Consider the following 20,097-nt stretch of genomic DNA (forward strand, 5'->3'; position numbering starts at 1 on the left):
GCATATCATCGGAGCCGAACACGAGGATGCCTCATGACCATCCTCCGCGGCCCGGCGATCATGCTCGCGCTCGGCCTCGTGCTGCTGCTGGACGTGTTGAGGGTCTTCCTCCCGTCGTTGATCACCTTGTTCGGCCGCGCGGGCGAGACACCGCCTGAGCTGATGGGCCTCTATGCAGCCGCCTGGTTCATCCTGCCTTTCCTCGCGCTGTTAGCCAAGCCGCGCCACGCTCTGCTCGGCGGCGCCGCGGCGCTGGTCCTCACCAGGATCCTGCTGCAGGCGGGGGTGGGCCAGCTCTACGTCGCCTCCGCCGGCGTCACCGCGGGTCTGGTCTTCCTGTACGGCTGCGCCCACACCGTGCCGCGACGGGCCGTCCCCGTGGGCGTCATGGGCGGCCTGAGCCTGTCGCTGACCGTCCATCTGCTGCTGGACGGCGTGGACCTGGTCTGGCGCGACGGCCTGGTCCCGTGGCTGGCGGCGCTGTCCCTCTGCGCCGCCTTCCTCGGCCTCGTACGCCCCCCGGAGGCCGAGGTGGACCGCGCGCCCACGCTGACGTGGTTCCTGCTCGGCCCGGCGATGCTGCTGACCGGCGTGGCCGCCACCGGCTGGGCCAAGCCCGTGGCGAGCCCGACCGACCTGTGGCAGGTGCTGGCGGGCACCGGGATACTCGCCGTCGTCCTGGTCATGGTCGTCGTACAGGCCGCCCATCCGCCGCTGTCCCCGGTCTTCGACCTCATCGCCGGGGTCGTGCTGGTGGCCTTCACGCTGGTCCTCACCCTGACGGCGTCCTACTTCGCCGTGCTGATGATCGGCTGGCTCGGCGCCCTGCTCGCCGGAACCGCGCGGCCGGACCATCCCTCCGGACGGCGTCCCGGCGTGGCCGTGCTCGGCGGCGGGCTGGTCTTCTTCGTCGGGCTGTTCGTCTACTACGCGGCCTACGACATGAACCTCGGCTTCCCCAACGGCCTGGTCCTCGTGGCGGTGGCGGTGCTGGTGGCCGCCCTCAGCGTGGTCACGGCCCTGGTCCGGCACTCGCCGCGGCCGGTCGCGCCGGTCCGCCTCGGCTGGTTGCCGGTGGCCGTCGTCGTCCTGCTGGTGGGGCTCGTGACGCTCGGGGCGCCGTCCGCGCCGCCCGTACGGGCCAAGCAGGGCGACACCTTCACCCTGATCACCTACAACATCCGCATGGGCTACGGCCTGGACGGCCGCCTGTCGCTCGACAAGATCGCGTCCTGGGCCGCGGCCCAGAAGCCCGACGTCGTGCTGCTCAGCGAGGTGGACCGCGGCTGGCTGCTGAACGGCGGCCACGACGACCTGGCCAGGATCGCCCGCGGCCTCGGCATGCGCTACCACTTCGCCCCGGCCGGCGACAACGTGTGGGGCGACGCCCTGCTCACCAACCTCCCGGTCAGGCAGGTGCACTCCTATCCCCTGGGCGCGCACGACTACCCGACGGGAGCCCAGGCCCAGGCGATCGTCCTGGAGGTCGGCGGCAAGGAGGTGGGCATCGTCAACACCCACCTGCAGGCCCCCGAGGGCCAGGCGCCGGAGGTGGCCGCGATCGCCCGCGCCCTGGCCGTCGGCCGGGACGCCGACGAGGCCGGGCACCGCGCCGCCGGAGCCGGGGAGCAGGTCAAGCGGCCGGTGATCCTGGCGGGCGACCTCAACACCCGGCCCACCGACCCGGCCATGGAGGTGCTGAAGGCGGCCGGGCTGACCGACCCGCTGACCGCGTTCGGGGACCCGCCGACCTCGCCCGCCGACGCCCCCAAGGAGCGCATCGACCACGTGCTGCTCACCCAGGGATTGACCGCGATTTCCGGGCAGGTGCCGCGCTTGCCCTATTCGGATCACCTGCCCGTTCTGACGACCTTGCGCCTAACCAGTGTTGACCAGGAGGGATAATCGAGAACATGCGCCTTTCCGCTCGTGTCGACTACGCCCTCCGTGCCGCCGCCGAACTCGCCGCAGCCGGCACGGGCCCGACTACTGTGGGTGAACTCGCCAAGGAACAGGACATGCCTCCCAAGTACCTGGAGAACATCCTGCTCCAGATGCGCCGCGCGGGTCTCGTGCGCGGCCAACGGGGTCCTGAGGGCGGCTACGTGCTGGCCCGGCCCGCCGCGAACATCTCGCTCGCCGACGTGATCAGGGCCGTTGACGGGCCGCTGGCGAACGTGCGCGGCGAGCGTCCCGAACACGTCGGCTACCGAGGTCCGGCGGAGTCGTTGCAGCAGGTGTGGATCGCGTTGCGGGCCACCGAGCGGGCCATCCTGGAGGAGGTCACGCTCGAACAGGTCGCCACGGGAAGCCTTCCCGAGCGCGTCCGGCAGCTCGCCGCAGACCCCGCCGCCTGGGACTGACCTCCACCGGGCGGCACAGCGGGCGCCCTCGGCCCGTGGCCATCGTGAAGGCCGGGAGGCGGTACCTAGACTGGAGGGATGCCCGAGGGAGACGCCGTCTATCGCACCGCCGCGCGCCTGCGCGGCGCGCTCGACGGCCGTGTGCTGACCAGATCGGACTTCCGGGTCCCGCGGCACGCCACCGCCGACCTGACCGGCCGTACGGTGCTCACGACCGTCTCCAGGGGCAAGCACCTGCTGACCCGGATCGAGGGCGGCCTGACGGTCCACACGCACCTGCGCATGGACGGGAGCTGGCGGGTCATGCCCGCGGGGCGGCGCACGGCCGGCGGAGACCAGGTGAGGCTGATCCTGGCCAACGAGCAGTGGCAGGCGGTGGGGATCAAGCTCGGCATGGTCGACCTGGTCACGACCGCCGACGAGGAGCGGCTGGTGGGGCACCTGGGGCCTGACCTGCTGGGCGCCGACTGGGATCCGGGCGAGGCCGTGCGAAGGCTACGAGGGGTGCCGGACAGGACGATCGGTGAAGCGCTGCTCGATCAGCGCAACCTGGCGGGGATCGGCACGATCTATCGCGCCGAGACCCTGTTCCTGCGCGGGATCTGGCCGTGGAAGAAGGTCGGGGAGATCGAGGATCTCGAAGGGCTCGTCACGCTGGCCCACCGGCTGCTGGAGGCCAACAAGGGGCATGGCGGCACGGTGACGACAGGTGATCGCCGCCCGGCGAACCAGACCTGGGTCTATGGCAGGGCAGGGAGACCCTGTCGCCGATGCGGCACGCGCATCAGCCGCGGGGAGATGGGGGCACAGCCACAGGAAAGGCTCATCCTGTGGTGTGGTGGCTGCCAGCCGCGTTAGGCCGCCACCATGTCCTTGACCTCGGGGAACACGGTGTCGCCGATCGACCCGGGAACCGTCTCGGCAAGGGGCAGGCGCTCGTGCTCGGGAACGTCGGCCAGAACAGGAGTGGCTTGGAGCTCCGCCAGCGCGAACTGGTCGGAAACCTCACGCAAAACCTGCGAGAGCGGCACTCCGAGGGCACCGCAAATGGACGCGAGCAGCTCGGACGAGGCTTCCTTCTGGCCACGCTCGACCTCGGACAGATAGCCGAGCGAGACACGCGCCAGCGTGGACACCTCGCGAAGCGTGCGCCCCTGACGCACCCGCAACCGCCTCAGCACGTCACCGAGCAGCTGACGCAGCAGAATCATCTGTCGCTCCCTCCCCGGCGTGGACGTCTTCACCACGCCCCGCGCGATCGGATCGTGCCGCACATTGGTCTTCTTGGCTTCGTACATACTCCTCGCCGTCATCATGGGGCGTCGCCGCCCCGGGTCTGCCGCTCGTGCCTGGTCGCGCGACTCATCAGGCCCGCCTGCCGGGCGCTCGGTGCTTGCAGTTGGCTCACGGACCTCACTCACAGCTCCACCGTACCCGTATCCACCGACACCGCGTCAGACCGTGCTTCGCATGTTCGCTCGGGACGTAACACGGTAATCATCCGGAATGTTCCCCTTTGTTAGCCTTCAGCACACCTGCGAGGAGATCGACTGCCTCGTGCACCGTCCTTACCCTGATACGTTCACGCGACCCCTCGAAGGTCAACTCCCGCACCGAGTTCTCCCCGCCGGGACCGTGGACGGCGGCGTACACCCGCCCCACGGGCTGTCCGTCCTGCGGTTCGGGGCCGGCCACGCCCGTCACGGCCAGCCCGTAGCCGGCCCCGCACACCCGGGCGACCCCCCTGGCCATGGCCGCGGCCACCTCGGGATGCACGGCCCCCTCGCGCCGAAGCAGCTCGTCCGGCACGCCCAGCAGGTCGTGCTTGAGATCGGTGGCGTAGGAGATCACCCCGCCCCTGAACGCCTTGGACGCCCCCGGGACCGAGGTGAACGCGGCCCCGATGAGCCCGCCCGTCAGCGACTCTGCCACCGCCACGGTGGCCTCCTGCCGCACCAGCAGGGCCAGAACCTCGGCCACGTCCGCCATCGCTCAGATCACTCCCCACGCGCCCGTCTGGCCACCTGGCGCAGCTTTACCGCCCGTACGAGATAGTCGCCGCCCGTCACGACCGTCACGACCAGCGCCGCGCCCATCACCACCCACCGCAGCGGCTCCGGCACCCCGGGCAGGATGTAGAGCACGATGGCGGCGATCTGCAGCACGGTCTTGACCTTGCCGCCGTAGCTGGCCGGGATGACCGCGTGCCGCAGCAGGACCAGCCGGAGCAGGGTGATGCCCAGCTCGCGGCCCAGGATCACGAGCGTGACCCACCACGGCAGCTCGTCGAGGATCGACAGGCACACCAGCGCCGCCCCGGTGAGCGCCTTGTCGGCGATCGGGTCGGCGATCTTGCCGAAATCGGTGATCAGCCCGTAGCGCCGGGCCAGCTCGCCGTCGAGATGGTCGGTGATCGAGGCGATCCCGAACACCCCCAGCGCGGCCAGCCGCCAGCCGGTGCCGGGCAGGAACAGGCATGCGACGAAGAAGGGGACGAGCACCAACCGGAGGACCGTGAGGACGTTGGCGATGTTCCACGGGCTTACCACGCGGCGCTCGTCCCTGGTCATGGACTGGCCTTGATGCGCGCGATCAGGTCAACCCCCTCGGCGTCGACCACGACCGCGCGCACGATCTGCCCCTTGACCAGGCCGATGCCCTGGACCGTCACCGAGCCGTCGACCTCCGGGCCCTGGTGGGCGGCCCGGCCCTCGTAGCCGCCGTCGCCCAGGTCGTCGTCGATGAGCACGTCGACCTCCGTGCCGATGCGCTCCTCCGCGCGCTGGGCGGTCAGCTCCTCCGCCAGCTCGGTGAGCACGCGAACGCGCTCGTCGATGACCTCCTGGTCGAGCTTGCCGGGCAGGTTGGCCGCCTCGGTGCCGTCTTCGTCGGAGTAGCCGAACACGCCGATCACGTCGAGCCTGGCCTTCTCCAGGAAGCCGACCAGCTCGCCGAACTCCTCCTCGGTCTCGCCGGGGAAGCCGACGATGAAGTTGGAGCGCACGCCCGCCTCGGGAGCGCCCTTGCGCACGCTCTCCAGGAGGCCCAGGAACCGCTCGGGGTCGCCGAAGCGGCGCATCCGGCGCAGGACGCTCCCACTCGCGTGCTGGAAGGACAGGTCGAAGTAGTCGGCCACGCCCTCGGTGGTGGTGATGACGTCGATCAGGCCCGGCCGCAGCTCGGCGGGCTGCAGGTAGCTGACCCGCACCCGGTCGATGCCCGGGACGGCGGCGAGCTGCGGCAGCAGCTTCTCCAGCGCCCGCAGGTCGCCCAGGTCCTTGCCGTAGGAGGTGGAGTTCTCGGAGACCAGGACGAGCTCGCGCACGCCCCGGTGCGCCAGCCAGTCGGCCTCGGCGAGCAGCTCGTCGGGGTTGCGCGAGACGTAGGCGCCGCGGAAGGCCGGGATGGCGCAGAACGTGCAGCGCCGGTCGCAGCCGGAGGCCAGCTTGAGCGAGGCGACCGGGCTCTCGTCGAGGCGCTTGCGCAGCACGCGCGGGCCGCTGGCGGGCGCGAGCCCGTCGGGCAGCTCGCCGTGGCCCGGGATGCCGGTCTTGGGCGCGCTCCCGCGCTCGACCGGCGAGATGGGCAGCAGCGTGCGGCGGTCGCGCGGCGTGTGCGGCTTGAGCGGTCGCCCGGCCAGCACGTCGTCGAGCCGGCCGCCGATCTCGGTGTAGTCGTCGAAGGAGATGACGGCGCTCGCCTCGGGCAGGGCCTCGGCCAGCTCGTTGCCGTAGCGCTCGGCCATGCAGCCCGCGGCCACCACCTTGACCCCGGTGTCGGCGGCGGCGAGCAGCGTGTCGATGGAGTCTTTCTTGGCCGAGTCAATGAAGCCACACGTGTTGACGACGACGACGTCGGGGTCGTCGTCGCCCAGCTGCCAGCCGGCAGCCTCAAGTCGCGCGGCCAGCTCCTCGGAGTCGACCTCGTTGCGCGCGCAGCCCAGAGTGATCAGCGATGCGGTTCGGCGGGATGACATGGTGAACACTACGGTATCGGGAGTTGGCCACCACCTGATGCACGGCCTCCCCGCCGGACTACCGCGGAGGCGACGTGGCGAGGCCGAACGAGCGGCTCACCATCTCCCCCCGGCCACCGAGTTTGTCCACCTTCTTGCCGTTGACCTGCAAGGACACCGCTCCGGCGTCGGCGAGGAGCAGGCTCAGCCTGTCCGCGGCCTGCCAGGTCGAGCTGTCGCCTTCCTGCAACATCCCGGCGAAGAGCATGCGGCCCTGACCGTCGCGCACGTTCACGTACGACGTACGCCTGGCCTTGATCTTCAAGGTCACCATGTTCTTGCCCGGTTTGGCCTTGGCCGCCGCCGCGCGGGGCCCTTCGGTGATGGGCGTGTTCGGCGGCACGCTCGGCCTGGGCGTGATGGCGTGCACGTCGGCGGTGCGCACCTGGTCGCTCGCACCCCCCAGCACCCGTACCGTGCCGAACACCACCACGACGGCCAGCGCCACGCCGAGCGCCATCGTCCAGTTGGGCCCCCGGCGCTCGCGCAGGGCGAGCGTGCGGTCGGCCTGGAACACGGCGGCCGCGCGCACGGGCTGCGGCGCCCCGCCGTGTTGCTGGTCGAACAAATGGACGGTGGCCTCCGGATCGAGGCCGACGACCTTGGCGATGGCCTTGACGTGGCCGCGGGCGTAGAAGGCGCCCCCGCACTGGTCGTAGTCTTCCTGCTCGATGCGGTTGATGATCGTTTCTCTGATGCGCGTGGCCGCGCTGACCTGCGCGACCGTCAATCCCGCCGCCTGCCTGGCCGCTGCCAGCATGGCCCCGATGCTCTGTTCCTGCACAGCGAACGCCTCCCCACCACGACAGTGCGTAGTGGTTCATATTCAATCAGTTATCGCCGTGGACCCGTGCATTGGGGTCATTCGCCACGCAGGTCGGCCAGCAGGCCAGGCAGATCGTCCGGTTTCACCAGGACTTCTCGGGCCTTGGAGCCCTCGCTGGGGCCGACCACGTTGCGGCTCTCCAGCAGGTCCATCAGCCGTCCGGCCTTGGCGAAGCCGACGCGCAGCTTGCGCTGCAACATCGAGGTCGAGCCGAACTGGGTGGTCACGATCAGCTCGGCGGCCTGGATCAGCAGGTCGAGGTCGTCGCCGATCTCCTCGTCGATCTCCCGCTTGACCGGCGCGGCGGCCACGTCGTCGCGGTATTCGACCTGCATCTGCTCCTTGCAGTGCGTGACGATCTCGGCGATCTCCTTCTCCGAGACGTACGCGTTCTGGATCCGGATGGGCTTGCTCGCGCCCATCGGCAGGAACAGCGCGTCACCCTGGCCGACCAGTTTGTCGGCGCCGGGCTGGTCGAGGATGACCCGCGAGTCGGTCAGCGACGACACCGCGAAGGCCAGCCTGGACGGCACGTTGGCCTTGATCAGGCCGGTGACGACGTCGACCGAGGGCCGCTGGGTGGCGATGACCAGGTGGATGCCGGCCGCGCGGGCGAGCTGCGTGATGCGCACGATCGAGTCCTCGACGTCGCGCGGGGCCACCATCATGAGGTCGGCCAGCTCGTCCACGATGACCAGCAGGTACGGGTACGGCTGGTAGACCCGCTCGCTGCCCGGCGGCGGCACGAGCTTGCCCGCGCGCACGGCCTTGTTGAACTCGTCGACGTGCCGGAACCCGCTGGCGGCCAGGTCGTCGTAGCGGCGGTCCATCTCGCCCACGACCCATTCCAGGGCCTCAGCGGCCTTCTTCGGGTTGGTGATGATGGGCGTGATGAGGTGGGGGATGCCCTCGTAGACGCTGAGCTCGACGCGCTTGGGGTCGACCAGCACCATGCGCACCTCGTCGGGGGTCGAGCGCATGAGGATGCTGGTGATGAGGCCGTTGACGCAGACCGACTTGCCCGCGCCGGTCGCACCGGCGATGAGCAGGTGGGGCATCTTGGCGAGGTTCGCCACGATCGTACGGCCCTCGACGTCCTTGCCCAGGCCCACGATCATCGGGTGGTGGTCGGCCTGGGCCACCTGGGAGCGCAGCACGTCGCCGAGCGCCACCAGGTCCTTGTCGGCGTTCGGGATCTCGACCCCGATCGCCGACTTGCCGGGGATCGGGGACAGGATCCGGACGTCGGCCGACTTGACGGCGTAGGCGATGTTCTTGGTGAGGGCGGTGACCTTCTCCACCTTGACCGCGGGGCCCAGCTCGATCTCGTAGCGGGTGACCGTCGGACCGCGGGTGAAGCCGATCACCTGGGCGTCGATGGTGAACTGCTCCAGCACGCTGGTCAGCGCGTTGACCACGGTCGTGTTGGCCTTGGTCTGCGGCTTGGGCGCGGTGCCGGGCTTGAGGAACTGCAGGTCGGGCAGGCTGTACGGCCCCGCCTGCGGCGACAGCACGAGCTGCTCGACCTTGCGCGGCGCGGGCGTCGGCTCCGGCGGCTCCGGCCTGCGCTCCGGCACGGACTGTTCCTCGTCCGCGGGCCCGTCGACGAGCCCCGGCACGATCTCCGGCGAATGGTCGGCCAGCTTGTCCTTCTCGGCGAGGACCGGCGTGTCGTACGGCTTGACCGTCTCGGCGACCTCGGTCTCCGCCTTCTTCGTCCGCGGCCTGCGCTTGGCCGGCTCCCGGGACGCGAGCGGCTCGGCGTGCCGCTCGAACAGCATGTGCCGCAGCTCCGACAGCCGCTCGGGGATGCGGTGGACGGGCGTGGCGGTGATCACCAGCACGCCGAACCCCGACAGGAGCAGCAGCAGCGGGATCGTGATCCAGGACGGCAGGATGCTCATCGGCGGCGCCGACACGATGAACCCGATCATGCCCCCGGCGGCCGACACCTTGTCCATGCCCTGACCCTGACCCGCGGGGTAGGGGGTGTCGTTGGCGACGTGGATGACGCCGAGCACGCCGACCATGAGCGCGCTCCACCCGATGACCATGCGGCCGGTGTCGGCGTTCTGGTCGGGGTGGCGCAGGTAGCGCCAGGCCAGCAGGCCGAGCAGCAGCGGCAGCGCCCAGGCCAGCGAGCCGAACACGGCGTGCACGACGGTGTTCACGACGCCCGAGACGGCGCCCTCGGGGTTGCGCCAGGTCATCGCGGCCAGCACGATCGCGCCGGCCAGCACCGACAGGCCCACGCCGTCGCGCCGGTGGGCGGGGTCGAGCTCGCGGGCGTTCTTGCCGAGCGCGCGGGCGGTGCTGCCGATGCCGTTGGCGAGCAGCATCCACAGCCCGACGATCAGCTTGCCGACCATCGTGAAGACCCAGCTGATCGGGTCGGGATGGGTCACGGAGGACTTGCGGCCGGAGCTCGCGGCCTTCGCCCTCGGTCGCCCCGCCGCCGTGGCCGGCCGCTTCGCGGGGGTCGATCGAGGCGAGGTCGACCGCTTCGCCGGCCCCTTCGATGCGCTTTTCGGCGTACGGGTGGCCATGATGCCAAAGGTACGTCGGAGACGCCGCCGCACGCGCGGAGACGCGCCGTGCGCCCGAAATGTCCTGTTCTATTCATATAGATGACTGATCACGTTCAGTGGCGCCGCGCATCGTTCGGTCATGACGTACACGCTGATCCATCTCACCGACGTCCATGTCGTGCCCGAGGGGCCGCTGCACGGCTGCTGGAGGACGCGGTCGGGGAGGCCGCGCGGGCGCTCGGCGCGGTCGTCGTGACCGCGATGGGCAACCACGACGAGCGCGCCGCCTTCCGGACGGGCCTGGCCGGCGGACACGCTCGCCACGCCCGCCCCCGACGGCACCGTGCTGGTGCCGCACCACCCGCCGATCCCCAGCGTGCTGCCCCTCATGGACGGCATCGGCCTGCGCGAGCCCGAACGGCCGGCCCGCGTGCCGGCGGGGTCGGACGTGCGACTCGTGCTGGCCGCAGCCGCTCCAGGCGTTCACCCGCGTGGACCTCGGCCCCTCAGGGGCGCCGGCCACACTCGTGCCGCTGTCGGCCGCGCCGCCGGTCTACGAGCTGGACACCGAGGTGCTGCTCAGTCATATCGGGTGACGAACGAGATCATGTCGCCGCGGCAGCGCCGCTCGACATGGCACAGGGGCCGCCCGTCGTGCGTGAGCAGCCCCTCCCGCACCAGCACCGCCTCGCCCGCCTGCATCTCCAGCATGCTCTGGTCGTGCAGGTCGGCGGGCTCGGCCGAGATGGCGTGCCAGGCGTAGCGGTAGGGGTGGCCGGCGGCCTCCAGGGAGACGAGCACGCCCGCCTTGGCGTCGAGGCGCAGCCCGGCCAGCTCGGGGGCCAGGCGGTAGCGGCTGAGCACGCAGGGCCGCTCGGCCGTCCCGAGCAGGGTGGTGATCTCGTGCACGACGCCGCCGGGCAGCCGCAGGTGGCCGGCCGCCGCCGGATGGGCCGCCTCGGCGCGCTCCACGACCCGCTCACCGCCGCCGAACACGCCCGCCATGCTCGCCAGGCCCGCGATGTCCGACGGGCGGTGGCGGCGCGTCTCGGGGTCGATGGAGACCTCGATGCGGCGCGGCGCCCGCCTGACGAAGCTCCCGAGCCCCTGCCGGGTCTCGACCAGGCCGGCCTTGCGCAGCTCCACCATCGCCTGGCGGGCGGTCAGCCGGTGGACGCCGTAGCGCTCGGCGAGCGCGTCCTCGGTCGGCAGGCGCTCGCCCGGCGCCAGCTCGCCCGACTCGATGGACCTGCCGAGGAGTCGGGCGATCTCCCGGTAGCGGGCTTGTCGTGGCACGTGAACACCTTAGAGGTGCCGCAGGGTTCACCCTTCGGCCACATGCGGGCGGTCTTCCCGCAGACCGCCCACTCATATATATGACTCATGCCCCTCCTGAACGTCCGGGACGTCGCCATCGAGACGTCCCTGCGCCCGGACGTGCTCTACCGCTCGGCGCAACCGCACACCCTCACCCCCGAGGACGCCCGGCTCGTCGCCGACCTGCGGCTCACGTGCTCTGGGTGGTGCTGTCCGACCGCCGGCTCGGTCCGGCCGAGCGGCGGCCGGTGAGCCTGGGCGGCCTGGCCTCGGCGCTGCTGGTGCTGCCCGCGGGCGCGCGCCTTCCGCCTGCTGTGGATCCAGCGGGTGCCGTCGGCGGTCGCGCCCGCGCTCGCGCCGCTGGTCGGCCTGCTCCGGGACGTGCGTCAGCCGGGAGCACCTTCTTCACAACCGGAGGTATCAACGGCACCCATCTGACACTCTGACTGTGACCGAACTGCCACAACGAGTGATGTTCTAGGACGCACAGTGGACACGACCAGAGTGTCGAGCACAGCCTTCGACGGCACTCCCCACGCCCCGGCGCACGCGCGCCGCTTCATCCGCCAGGTGCTCACCGAGTGGCGCCTCAGCCACCTGGCGGAGGACGCGGTGCTGCTGGCGGGCGAGCTCGTCGCCAACGCCGTGCTGCACGCGGGCACCGGCATCGAGCTGACCTGCCGTCTCGACGCGGCGGCGAGCCCGGCCAGGCTGGAGATCGAGGTCGACGACCACCGGCCCGCCAGGACGGTCCCGGCGCCCGGGAGCCCGTCCACCGACGCCGTGCGCACGTCCGGGCCCGCCACCGGCCCCTTCCCCGGACCTCCCTCCGGACCCGCGGCCGGGCGTGGGCTCGCGCTGGCCGCCATGCTGGCCGACGCCTGGGGCGTCACCTACACCCGGACCGCCAAGCGGGTGTGGGTGCGCCTGGAGCTGACCGACGGGCCCGACCACCAGGAGGTCATGGTCGGCACGCCGGGCCTGGCGCCCGCCACCGTGGCCGCGCCCATCGAGGCGCTGCACGTCGGGGTGCTGCTCGCCGACGGCGACGGGACCGTGCTGTCGTGGAACTCCGAGGCCGAGCACCTGCTGGGCTGGACGTCCGAGCAGGCCGTCGGCAGGCCGCTGGCCGACCTGGTGGCCTGGCGCGGCCACGGCCCGTACGCGATGTCGCTGGGCGCGACGCTGTCCCTGGGCCGCTGGCGGGGCGAGGCGCGCATGCGCCACCGTGACGGCCGGCTGATGCCCGTCTACGTCTCCCACGTACGCAGCCGCGGCGGTCCGGAGGACCGGCGGTCGGTCTGGATGATGGTGGCCGGCGACCACCGCTACGTGCTGACGCCGCCGTCGGCGCCGCCGCGCAGGGAGGCCGGACGGCGCATCAAGGACCTGCTCGACCGGGACATGCCGTTCGCGGAGTTGCTGGACACCATCGCCCGGATCGTCCAGACGAGCAGCGGCGGCGACGCGGCGTACGTGCTGCTGGCCGCCGACTGCGGCGACCGGTTCGGCGTGGCGGCGGGCGCGGGCGCGACGGCGGGGCTGGTGGGCGTGCTGGCCGCAGGCGTGTTCGGCCCCGACGGCAGGACGCCGTCGATGATCGACGACCTGCTGGCCGGCGACGTCGAGCTGGCCCAGCAGCTGCGGGCCAGGTCGCTGGCGTGCGCGCCGATGAACGTGGGCGGCGAGGTGACCGGCTACATCGTGGTGACCGCGGCCCAGCAGGGACGGTTCGACCAGGAGCTCACGGTCAGCCTCCAGCACATCGCCGACCAGGTGGCCGTGCCGGTGCAACGCGAGCGGCTGGCCGAGCGCGAGCGCGCCCATCGCGGCCGGCTGTCGTTCCTGGCCGAGGCCGGCGAGCTGCTGGCCGGGGTGCACGACGAGGAGCTGATCGCCGCGCTGACCGCGCAGCTCGTCGTGCCCAAGATCGCGACGTGGGCGGCGGTCTACCTGACCGATCTGGCGGGCATGACCAGGCTCGCCCACGTCTGGCACAGCGAGGAGCGCTACAACGCCAACCTGCGCAGGTCGCTGCCGGCGATCCCGCGCACCGCGCTCAACGAGGTGAGCTGGCCGGTCGGCGCCGAGACGGTGCTGTCGTTCCCGCTGCTCACGCAGGGCAGGTCGCACGGCGCGCTGGTGATCGGCCGCGCCGAGCCGACCCTGCCGCTGGAGCTGGCCGACCTGCTGGCCGACCTGTGCCGGCTGGTCGCGCTCAACCTGCACACCGCCATGCTGTACACCCGGCAGGCGACCACCTCGCGGGTGCTGCAGCGCAGCCTGCTGCCCATGCGCGTGGCCCCCATGCCGGGCCTGGAGTCGGCGGTCGTCTACGAGCCGGCCGAGGAGGGCGCCGACGTGGGCGGCGACTTCTACGACCTGTTCACGGTCTCCGACCACTGGTGCTTCGCCCTCGGCGACGTGTGCGGCAGCGGCCCCGAGGCGGCCGCGGTGACCGGCCTGGCCCGGCACGCCGTACGGCTGCTGGCCAAGGAGCACTACACGGTGGCCGACATCTTCGACCGGCTCAACCAGGCCCTGCTGGAGGAGGGCGACGACGGCCGCTTCCTGAGCCTGCTGTGCGGCGAGCTGACCCCGCTCCCCCAGGGCGGCGCGCTGTGCACGATCGCGTCGGCCGGGCACCCGCCGCCCCTGCTGCTGCGCGCCGACGGCGTCGTGGACACGGTGGCCGCGCCGCAACTGCTGCTCGGCGTCGAGGCCGGCGCCAGGTTCTACGTCGAGACGTTCGAGCTGGCGCCGGAGGAGGTGCTGCTGTGCGTCACCGACGGCGTGACCGAGCGGCGCGACGGCGACCGGCTGCTCGACGACGACGACGGCCTGTCGGCGCTGCTGTCCACCTGCCGGGGGCTGAGCGCCCACGCGGTGGCCGAACGCGTCCGGCAGGCGGTCGAGACGTTCGCCCAGGAGCCCTCGCACGACGACGTGGCGCTGCTGGTCATCAAGGCCGCGACGGAGCTACGCGGGGTCAGGCCGTGAACCGGTAGGTGGTCGAGGAGGTGTGGCGCTCGCCGGGCCGCAGCACGGTGGAGGGGAAGTGCGGCTGGTTCGGCGAGTCGGGGAAGTGCTGGGTCTCCAGGCACAACCCGGCGAAGGGCCCGTACGGCGTGGCGACCCCGTCGAGCATGCCGCCCGCGTAGAACTGCACGGCGGGCTCGGTGGTGGTCACCCGCATGGTCAGGCCGCCCGCGCTGACCTCGATGTCGCCGTCGAGCACGTAGCAGTGGTCGTAGCCGCCGTCCATCCGCTCGCCCACCGCGTGCGGCTCGGTGAAGTCGAAGGGGGTGCCCTTGACCGGCGCGAGCTCGCCCGTGGGGATCTTGCCGTCGTCCACGGGGAGGTAGTGGCCGGCGTCCATGCGGACGACGTGACCGAGCACGTCGCCGCCGCCGGTCAGGTTGAAGTAGGAGTGGTTGGTGAGGTTGAGCACGGTCGGCGCGTCGGTCTCGGCGGCGTAGTCGAGGCGGATCGCGTCGTGCTCAAGGGTGTAGGTGACCGAGGCGGTGAGCGTGCCGGGGTAGCCCTGGTCGCCGTCGGGGCTGGTCAGTTCGAGGGTGACCGAGGAGGGGGTGCGGGCGGTGATCGTCCAGACCTGGGCGTCGAAGCCCCGGGTGCCGCCGTGCAGGCTGTTGGGGCCGTTGTTGACCGGCAGGCGGTGCTCGCGGCCGTCGAGGGTGAAACGGCCGCCGGCCACGCGGTTGCCGTAGCGGCCGACCACGGCGCCGAAGTAGCGGCTGCGGGTCAGGTAGTCCTCCAGCGTGTCCAGGCCGAGCACGACATCGAGGCCGGAGACCTCCAGCGAGCGCAGGACGGCGCCGTAGGTGAGCACCTCGGCGCGCAACCGTCCGGACGACAGCTCCACGCGCTCGACGCTCTCGCCGGACGGCAGCGTTCCGAAGATCATGTGTTGGCCCTTCCCGTGGACTCGCGGACGATGAGGTCGGTGTCCAGGTTGATCACCGCGCCCTCGCCCTCTGACTGCAGCAGCAGGTCGACCGCCATCCGCCCGGCCGCAGCGGCGGGCATCGCCACCGTGGTGAGCTTGGGCCGGCCGAGCCGCCCGGGCAGGATGTCGTCGAACCCGATCACACTGATCCGGCCCGGCACGTCGACGTCCATCGCCGTCAGCCCCTCGATGAGGCCGAGCGCGACGAGGTCGTTGTAGGCCAGCACGCCGGTCGCCCCGCAGGCGGCCACGTCGGGCGCCACCGCCAGGCCGCCCGACTCGGTGGGCTGGTTGGGGCCGAAGAAGAGCAGGTCGAGGCCGGGCATCTCGGCCGCGGCGGCCTGCATCTCGTTGCTGGTCCACGAGCCGGGCGGGCCGGACAGCAGGGCGATCCTGCGGTGGCCGAGCCCGGCCAAGTGCTCCAGCGCGAGCCTGGCGCCCCTGCCGACGTCCATCAGCACCGCGGGCATGCCCTTGATCCGCCGGTTGACCAGCACGGACGGCACGTCCTCGGCCAGGCGCTCGATCATCCGGTTGGACAGCCGGGGGCTGCACAGCAGCACGCCGTCGACCTGCTTGGCGAACGTGCGGATCAGCTCCTCCTCGACCCGCGGATCCTCGTCGGTGTCGGCCACGAAGACGTGGTAGTCGCGCCCTCGCGCCTGCGCCTGCGCGGCCTTGATCAGCGGCGGGAAGAAGGGGTTGGCGATGTCGGCCACGATGAGGCCGAGGTTGAACGTGCGCCCGGTCGTCAGCGCCCTGGCCGCCCTGTTGGGCCGGTAGCCGAGGTCGTCGGCGGCGGCCAGCACCCGGTTCCGCGTGGCAGGATTGACCAGGCGCGGCGCCGAGAAGGTGCGCGAGACGGTCGACACGTGCACGCCGCAGGCGCGTGCGACGTCTTTGATCGTCACCGTCATCGCCCGTCCTCCTTGCAAACGGTTGCCAGAGCCAAGCCTTGACCTTCGGCAGTCTAGCCGTCAAGGTTTCTGCAACCGTTTGCTTACCAGGAGCCGCCGAGTTCCTTCAGCGTGAACACTCCGCCGGCGCGGTCGTGCACAGGGTCCGACAGGTCGGGCTCGCCCTGTTCCGCGACGAGCGCGGCGGCCTGCGGCTCGGAGTTGTCACGGGAGGCGTAGCCGATGCGGCGGGCCTCGGCCAGCGACCACCACCGGCGGGCGTTGTCGGAGACGCCCCAGACGACGTGGTAGCCGGGCGCCGTGAGCGCGGCCTCGACCAGCCGGGCGAGGTCGTCGGGCGAGATCCAGGTGGCCAGCCCGCGGGTGTCGGCCGAGCCCTCGTTGCAGGTGCCCAGCCGGATCACGGTCACGTTCATGCCGAACCGGTCGTGGTACAGGCTGCCCAGGGCCTCCATGACGACCTTGCTGACGCCGTAGAAGGTGTCCGGGCGCGGGAAGGCGTAGTCGGGCAGGACGGACCCGTCCCGCGGCCTGGTGTGGAAGCCGGCCGCGTGGTGGCTGCCCATGAGCACCAGATGCCGGACGCCCTCGTTCCTGGCGGCCTCCATGAGGACCTGGGTGCCGTTGACGTTGGCGTGCACGATGTCGTCCCAGGGGTGTTCGCGGCTCTGGCCGCCCAGGTGCAGGACGGCGTCCACGCCCTTCATGGCCGCGGCCATGGCCGCGGGGTCGGCGAGGTCGGCGCCCGCCCATTCCTCGTCCGGACCCGGCTCGACCGGGTGGAGGTCGGAGAGCCGCAGCGTACGACCTGGACGGGCGAGCCGGGGACGGAGCAGCGTGCCGACTTTTCCCGCCGCGCCGGTCATCAGAATGCGCATGCCAACCGTTGTACACAATTCTGATTCAAATTCACATACTCGAATATTGACCGCGTTGTCTCGCCATAGTTACCGTCACAGGAACCAGTTCAGACACACGACATGTGTCCATGTATGTGAACGGGAGGCGGTCTGATGTCACGCCGTTTGCTGGGACTCGCGCTCGCCGCGGCCCTGGCCGCCACGCTGACGGGCTGCGGTTCCGGGGGATCGAGCAAGGACGACACGCTGGAGATCTGGATCAGGCAACCGCCCGACTCCGATGCCGCGAAGACGGCGGTGAAACTCGCCGGGGCCTTCACCAAGGCCAGCGGGGTCAAGACCAAAGTCGTCGCGCTCTTCGACGACTTCGAGACGAAACTGAACCAGCAGGCCTCGCAGAAGGCGCTCCCCGACATCGTCATCAACGACACCGCGCAACTCGGCAACATGCATTCTCAGGGCTGGCTGCGGGAGATCGACAAGGGCAAGCTGGCCGGCGGCGACCAGCTCTCCGACCTGGCCTGGAAGGCGGCCACCGGCTCCGACGGCAAGTTCTACGGCGCGCCCTTCTCCGCCCAGGCCTTCGCGCTCATCGTCCGCAAGGACTGGCGGGAGAAGGTCGGCATGCAACCCCCGCGGACCTGGGCCGACCTGGCCGAGCTGGCGCGGGCGTTCACCGAGAAGGACCCCGACGGCAACGGCCAGAAGGACACCGCGGGCTTCGTGATCCCGGCCGGCACCAAACGCGGCTACGCCTCCTGGTACGCCTCCTCCCTCATCTACGCCAACGGCGGCGACTTCGTGAAGCCCACCGGCCCCGGCAGGTTCACCGCGATGACGGACGACCCCAGGACCGTCGAGGCCGTCCAGTACCTCCAGGACCAGTTCTGCCGGAGCAAGACGGTCAACCCGGGCGCGGTCAGCAACGACACCACCGTCACGCACGAGGTGTTCGAGAAGGGACAGGGCGGCATCTACCTGGTCGGCCCGTACGTGCTGGCCCGGTTCGTCAAGAGCGTCGGCACCGACAGGATCGAGGTGCTGCCGGTGCCCAAGGGCCCGTCCGGCGGCCCCGGGACCCTCGGCGAGGGCGAGAACGTCTACCTCATGGCCGGCTCCGGCATGGAGGACGCCCAGAAGAGGTTCGCCGAGTTCGCGATCTCTCCCGACGGCCAGCGGATCGGCATGAACAAGGACGCCAACGGCGCCATCGTCCGCCTGCCGGTGAACAAGGGCGTCGATCTGGCCGCCGAGCGGCAGGACCCGCGCTGGAAGGTGTTCCAGGAGTCCTACGAACATGCCGTCTACGCGCCGCCGGTGCCCAACTGGGCGCCCATCCGGCAGGGCTCGGCCGACGTCATCAATGCCGTGTGGGCCGACTGCGGCGCCGACGTCAAGGCCAGGATGGGCGAGCTGACCACCAAGCTCAATCAGGAACTGCAGAGCCAGAAGGCGTCATGACCCCGGCTGTCACCCGGGCGGCGGCCACAGCCACGGCGGCCGTCCAGCGCCGCCGCGCCAGGCCGGTGCGGCGGCGCGGGACGCTGGTCGCCTGGCTGTTCCTCGCGCCCGCCCTGCTGCTGTTCCTGTACTTCAAGTTCATCCCGATGGTCCTGGGCCTGTGGAAGAGCTTCAACAAGGTCCAGTACGTCTCGGACGAATGGGTCGGCCTCGACAACTACCGCACGATCATCGCCGACGACGCGTTCGTCGCGGCCAGCTGGCACAGCCTCGTGCTGGCGCTCGGCACCACGCTCGGCTCGCTCCTGCTCGGGCTCGTGCTCGCGTTGCTCGTCGAGGGGCCCGCCCGCCATCTGTGGTTCGTCAGGACCGCGGCCTTCCTCCCGGTCGTCACCACGATGGCGGCGGTGGCCGAGGTGTGGCGGATCATGTTCCATCCGGGCGACACCGGCATGCTCAACGTCGTCATCGGGTGGGTCGGCATCGGCCCTCAGCCGTGGCTGGGCAGCGAGGACTCCTCGCTCTGGTCGATCATGCTGATGAGCGTCTGGCGCGGGACGCCGTACGACATGATGATCTTCCTGGCCGGGCTGGTCGGCGTGGACCGCAGCCTGTACGAGGCCGCCGCCGTCGACGGCGCCTCCACCCGGCACCGGCTGCGGCACATCACGCTGCCGGCGTTGCGTCCGGTGTTCTGGATCCTGTTCACACTGGCCGCCATCCGCGGGCTGCGGGTGTTCGTCGAGGTGTACGTCCTGACCAACGGCGGCCCCAACGGCTCGTCGGAGGTGCTGATGACGCTGATCTACAAGCTCGGCTTCCAGAAGAACGAGCTGGGGGTCGCCTCGGCGGGCGGGATCGTGCTGTTCCTGGCCACGCTGGCGCTGACCCTGGTCGTGCAGGCACTGCGCAGGAGGCAGGCGACATGAGGTTCGACAGCGCCCTGGGCCTGGAGGCGCGCAGGGGGCCGCTGGCCACCGCGGGCAAGGTCGCGCTCTACTCCGCGATGGTCCTGGTCTTCACCGGGCCGCTGGTGGGGCTGCTGGTCAGCGCGTTCAGCAGGACGCTCGACCCGACGTCCTTCTCGTTGTGGCCCGACGACCTGACGTTGGAGAACTTCGTCCAGGCCGGGGAGAAGAACGTCTATCTGTACCTGTTCAACTCCTTCGTCGTCGTGGGGTTCGGGCTGCTGCTGCAACTGCTGGTGAGCGTGTTCGCGGCGTACTCGCTGGCGCGCAAGAAGTTCCGCGGCATGACGGTCGTGATGCTGCTCATGCTGGCCACGATGATGTTGCCCGAGGAGATCATCGCGATCCCGCTGTCGCTGGTCCTCGCCGACCTGCCCGTCCTGCACCTGAACCTGATCGGCACGTACGCCGGGATGATCCTGCCCGTCGGCGCCTGGGGCTTCTCGATCCTGGTGATGACCGAGTTCATGAAGGAGGTGCCGGTCGAGCTGGAGGAGGCGGCCCGCATCGACGGCGCGGGCGAGTTGCGCATCTTCGCGACGATCATCGTGCCGCTGTGCCGTCCGGCCCTCGGCGTGATCGGCGTCTTCGGCTTCACCATGATCTGGGACCAGTACCTGCTGCCCCTGATCGTCTCGACGGACTCCAGCACCTGGACCCTGCCCATCGCCCTGCGCTCGCTCCGCTCGGACGAGGAGGTCGGCCTCGGCGTGCTGCTCGCGGCCTCACTGCTGGCGCTGCTGCCGTCGATCATCGCGTTCCTGGCCTTCCAGCGGCAGTTCATGCGAGGTCTGACCAGTGGGGCGATCAAGGGTTGATGTCCATGTATCTGGACGGGATCCCATATCCTGACACCCTGAAGCCGCCGCCGAGAT

Annotated in this window: 19 protein-coding genes; 8 read left to right on the forward strand and 11 right to left on the reverse strand. The window is 71.0% G+C overall.

The window, feature by feature from the left end:
- The first annotated feature begins 33 nt into the window (after positions 1-33).
- From ACIA8R_RS40710 to ACIA8R_RS40720, 3 genes are all read left to right on the forward strand, one after another.
- Complete coding sequence (locus tag ACIA8R_RS40710) at positions 34-1,905, forward strand: endonuclease/exonuclease/phosphatase family protein (RefSeq protein WP_397042867.1); 1,872 nt, start codon at positions 34-36, stop codon at positions 1,903-1,905.
- A gap of 8 nt (positions 1,906-1,913) precedes the next feature.
- Complete coding sequence (locus tag ACIA8R_RS40715; RefSeq protein ID WP_357694290.1) at positions 1,914-2,363, forward strand: Rrf2 family transcriptional regulator; 450 nt, start codon at positions 1,914-1,916, stop codon at positions 2,361-2,363.
- A 78-nt stretch (positions 2,364-2,441) separates the two neighbouring features.
- Positions 2,442-3,221 (forward strand): DNA-formamidopyrimidine glycosylase family protein, encoded by a 780-nt coding sequence (locus ACIA8R_RS40720; RefSeq protein WP_364094218.1) that lies wholly within the window; start codon positions 2,442-2,444, stop codon positions 3,219-3,221.
- Here ACIA8R_RS40720 and ACIA8R_RS40725 read toward each other — a convergent pair.
- The 8 genes from ACIA8R_RS40725 to ACIA8R_RS40760 form a co-directional block, all read right to left on the reverse strand.
- On the reverse strand, positions 3,218-3,574 hold the full coding sequence (locus ACIA8R_RS40725; protein WP_357694659.1) for a helix-turn-helix transcriptional regulator: 357 nt from the start codon (positions 3,572-3,574) through the stop codon (positions 3,218-3,220). The genes ACIA8R_RS40720 and ACIA8R_RS40725 overlap by 4 nt on opposite strands.
- Positions 3,575-3,860: 286 nt before the next feature.
- Positions 3,861-4,352: a CinA family protein gene (locus tag ACIA8R_RS40730; protein WP_397042870.1), complete on the reverse strand. Its 492-nt coding sequence runs from the start codon at positions 4,350-4,352 to the stop codon at positions 3,861-3,863.
- Positions 4,353-4,360: 8 nt separating this feature from the next.
- Positions 4,361-4,933, reverse strand: a complete 573-nt coding sequence (gene pgsA, locus ACIA8R_RS40735; RefSeq protein WP_357694296.1) for a CDP-diacylglycerol--glycerol-3-phosphate 3-phosphatidyltransferase — start codon at positions 4,931-4,933, stop codon at positions 4,361-4,363.
- Positions 4,930-6,339: a 30S ribosomal protein S12 methylthiotransferase RimO gene (gene rimO, locus ACIA8R_RS40740; protein ID WP_357694298.1), complete on the reverse strand. Its 1,410-nt coding sequence runs from the start codon at positions 6,337-6,339 to the stop codon at positions 4,930-4,932. The genes pgsA and rimO overlap by 4 nt, the downstream gene beginning before the upstream one ends.
- A gap of 58 nt (positions 6,340-6,397) precedes the next feature.
- Positions 6,398-7,162 (reverse strand): helix-turn-helix domain-containing protein, encoded by a 765-nt coding sequence (locus ACIA8R_RS40745; protein ID WP_364094211.1) that lies wholly within the window; start codon positions 7,160-7,162, stop codon positions 6,398-6,400.
- A 77-nt stretch (positions 7,163-7,239) separates the two neighbouring features.
- Positions 7,240-9,750, reverse strand: coding sequence for a DNA translocase FtsK (locus ACIA8R_RS40750; protein WP_397042873.1), 2,511 nt, complete (start codon positions 9,748-9,750; stop codon positions 7,240-7,242).
- A 69-nt stretch (positions 9,751-9,819) separates the two neighbouring features.
- Entirely contained in the window at positions 9,820-10,122 is a 303-nt protein-coding gene (locus ACIA8R_RS40755) for a hypothetical protein (RefSeq protein WP_397042875.1), read from the reverse strand.
- Positions 10,123-10,311: 189 nt separating this feature from the next.
- A complete protein-coding gene (locus tag ACIA8R_RS40760; protein WP_397042877.1) occupies positions 10,312-11,028 on the reverse strand; it encodes a GntR family transcriptional regulator in 717 nt (238 codons plus the stop codon).
- 87 nt (positions 11,029-11,115) lie between these two features.
- Here ACIA8R_RS40760 and ACIA8R_RS40765 point away from each other — a divergent pair, with 87 nt between their 5' ends.
- The gene (locus tag ACIA8R_RS40765) at positions 11,116-11,301 is read left to right on the forward strand and encodes a hypothetical protein (protein WP_397042879.1); all 186 of its coding nucleotides are present in this window, start codon (positions 11,116-11,118) and stop codon (positions 11,299-11,301) included.
- Between the two features lie 237 nt (positions 11,302-11,538).
- Positions 11,539-14,049 carry a SpoIIE family protein phosphatase gene (locus tag ACIA8R_RS40770; RefSeq protein ID WP_397042880.1) on the forward strand — a complete coding sequence of 837 codons (2,511 nt, stop codon included), beginning with the start codon at positions 11,539-11,541 and terminating at the stop codon, positions 14,047-14,049.
- On the opposite strand, the gene ACIA8R_RS40775 is transcribed toward ACIA8R_RS40770, so the two are convergent.
- The 3 genes from ACIA8R_RS40775 to ACIA8R_RS40785 all read right to left on the reverse strand — a co-directional run bounded on the left by ACIA8R_RS40775 (position 14,039) and on the right by ACIA8R_RS40785 (position 16,811).
- The gene (locus tag ACIA8R_RS40775; RefSeq protein ID WP_357694309.1) at positions 14,039-14,974 is read right to left on the reverse strand and encodes an aldose epimerase family protein; all 936 of its coding nucleotides are present in this window, start codon (positions 14,972-14,974) and stop codon (positions 14,039-14,041) included. The two genes, ACIA8R_RS40770 and ACIA8R_RS40775, sit on opposite strands and share 11 nt — an antisense overlap.
- Positions 14,971-15,933 (reverse strand): LacI family DNA-binding transcriptional regulator, encoded by a 963-nt coding sequence (locus ACIA8R_RS40780; protein ID WP_397042882.1) that lies wholly within the window; start codon positions 15,931-15,933, stop codon positions 14,971-14,973. The genes ACIA8R_RS40775 and ACIA8R_RS40780 overlap by 4 nt, the downstream gene beginning before the upstream one ends.
- 83 nt (positions 15,934-16,016) lie before the next feature.
- Positions 16,017-16,811 (reverse strand): NAD(P)-dependent oxidoreductase, encoded by a 795-nt coding sequence (locus ACIA8R_RS40785; protein ID WP_357694313.1) that lies wholly within the window; start codon positions 16,809-16,811, stop codon positions 16,017-16,019.
- Between the two features lie 135 nt (positions 16,812-16,946).
- Here ACIA8R_RS40785 and ACIA8R_RS40790 point away from each other — a divergent pair, with 135 nt between their 5' ends.
- From ACIA8R_RS40790 to ACIA8R_RS40800, 3 genes are read left to right on the forward strand one after another with little or no spacing between them, the layout of a single operon-like run.
- A complete protein-coding gene (locus tag ACIA8R_RS40790) occupies positions 16,947-18,254 on the forward strand; it encodes an extracellular solute-binding protein (RefSeq protein WP_397042885.1) in 1,308 nt (435 codons plus the stop codon).
- Positions 18,251-19,183 (forward strand): carbohydrate ABC transporter permease, encoded by a 933-nt coding sequence (locus ACIA8R_RS40795; RefSeq protein WP_397042887.1) that lies wholly within the window; start codon positions 18,251-18,253, stop codon positions 19,181-19,183. The genes ACIA8R_RS40790 and ACIA8R_RS40795 overlap by 4 nt, the downstream gene beginning before the upstream one ends.
- Complete coding sequence (locus ACIA8R_RS40800) at positions 19,180-20,040, forward strand: carbohydrate ABC transporter permease (RefSeq protein ID WP_357694319.1); 861 nt, start codon at positions 19,180-19,182, stop codon at positions 20,038-20,040. Before ACIA8R_RS40795 ends, ACIA8R_RS40800 begins: the two co-directional genes overlap by 4 nt.
- The last annotated feature ends 57 nt before the right edge of the window (positions 20,041-20,097 follow it).

Source organism: Nonomuraea sp. NPDC051191 (genome assembly GCF_044455665.1).
GTDB lineage: Bacteria > Actinomycetota > Actinomycetes > Streptosporangiales > Streptosporangiaceae > Nonomuraea.

Bases quoted from the DNA above. Each gene is read 5' to 3' on its own strand.
- ACIA8R_RS40715 (WP_357694290.1), top strand. From the start codon at position 1,914: ATGCGCCTTTCCGCTCGTGTCGACTACGCCCTCCGTGCCGCCGCCGAA.
- ACIA8R_RS40725 (WP_357694659.1), bottom strand. From the start codon at position 3,574: ATGATTCTGCTGCGTCAGCTGCTCGGTGACGTGCTGAGGCGGTTGCGG.
- ACIA8R_RS40775 (WP_357694309.1), bottom strand. From the start codon at position 14,974: ATGATCTTCGGAACGCTGCCGTCCGGCGAGAGCGTCGAGCGCGTGGAG.
- rimO (WP_357694298.1), bottom strand. From the start codon at position 6,339: ATGTCATCCCGCCGAACCGCATCGCTGATCACTCTGGGCTGCGCGCGC.
- ACIA8R_RS40780 (WP_397042882.1), bottom strand. From the start codon at position 15,933: ATGACGGTGACGATCAAAGACGTCGCACGCGCCTGCGGCGTGCACGTG.
- ACIA8R_RS40755 (WP_397042875.1), bottom strand. From the start codon at position 10,122: ATGAGGGGCAGCACGCTGGGGATCGGCGGGTGGTGCGGCACCAGCACG.
- ACIA8R_RS40790 (WP_397042885.1), top strand. From the start codon at position 16,947: ATGTCACGCCGTTTGCTGGGACTCGCGCTCGCCGCGGCCCTGGCCGCC.
- ACIA8R_RS40785 (WP_357694313.1), bottom strand. From the start codon at position 16,811: ATGCGCATTCTGATGACCGGCGCGGCGGGAAAAGTCGGCACGCTGCTC.
- pgsA (WP_357694296.1), bottom strand. From the start codon at position 4,933: ATGACCAGGGACGAGCGCCGCGTGGTAAGCCCGTGGAACATCGCCAAC.
- ACIA8R_RS40710 (WP_397042867.1), top strand. From the start codon at position 34: ATGACCATCCTCCGCGGCCCGGCGATCATGCTCGCGCTCGGCCTCGTG.
- ACIA8R_RS40730 (WP_397042870.1), bottom strand. From the start codon at position 4,352: ATGGCGGACGTGGCCGAGGTTCTGGCCCTGCTGGTGCGGCAGGAGGCC.
- ACIA8R_RS40720 (WP_364094218.1), top strand. From the start codon at position 2,442: ATGCCCGAGGGAGACGCCGTCTATCGCACCGCCGCGCGCCTGCGCGGC.
- ACIA8R_RS40795 (WP_397042887.1), top strand. From the start codon at position 18,251: ATGACCCCGGCTGTCACCCGGGCGGCGGCCACAGCCACGGCGGCCGTC.
- ACIA8R_RS40750 (WP_397042873.1), bottom strand. From the start codon at position 9,750: ATGGCCACCCGTACGCCGAAAAGCGCATCGAAGGGGCCGGCGAAGCGG.
- ACIA8R_RS40765 (WP_397042879.1), top strand. From the start codon at position 11,116: ATGCCCCTCCTGAACGTCCGGGACGTCGCCATCGAGACGTCCCTGCGC.
- ACIA8R_RS40800 (WP_357694319.1), top strand. From the start codon at position 19,180: ATGAGGTTCGACAGCGCCCTGGGCCTGGAGGCGCGCAGGGGGCCGCTG.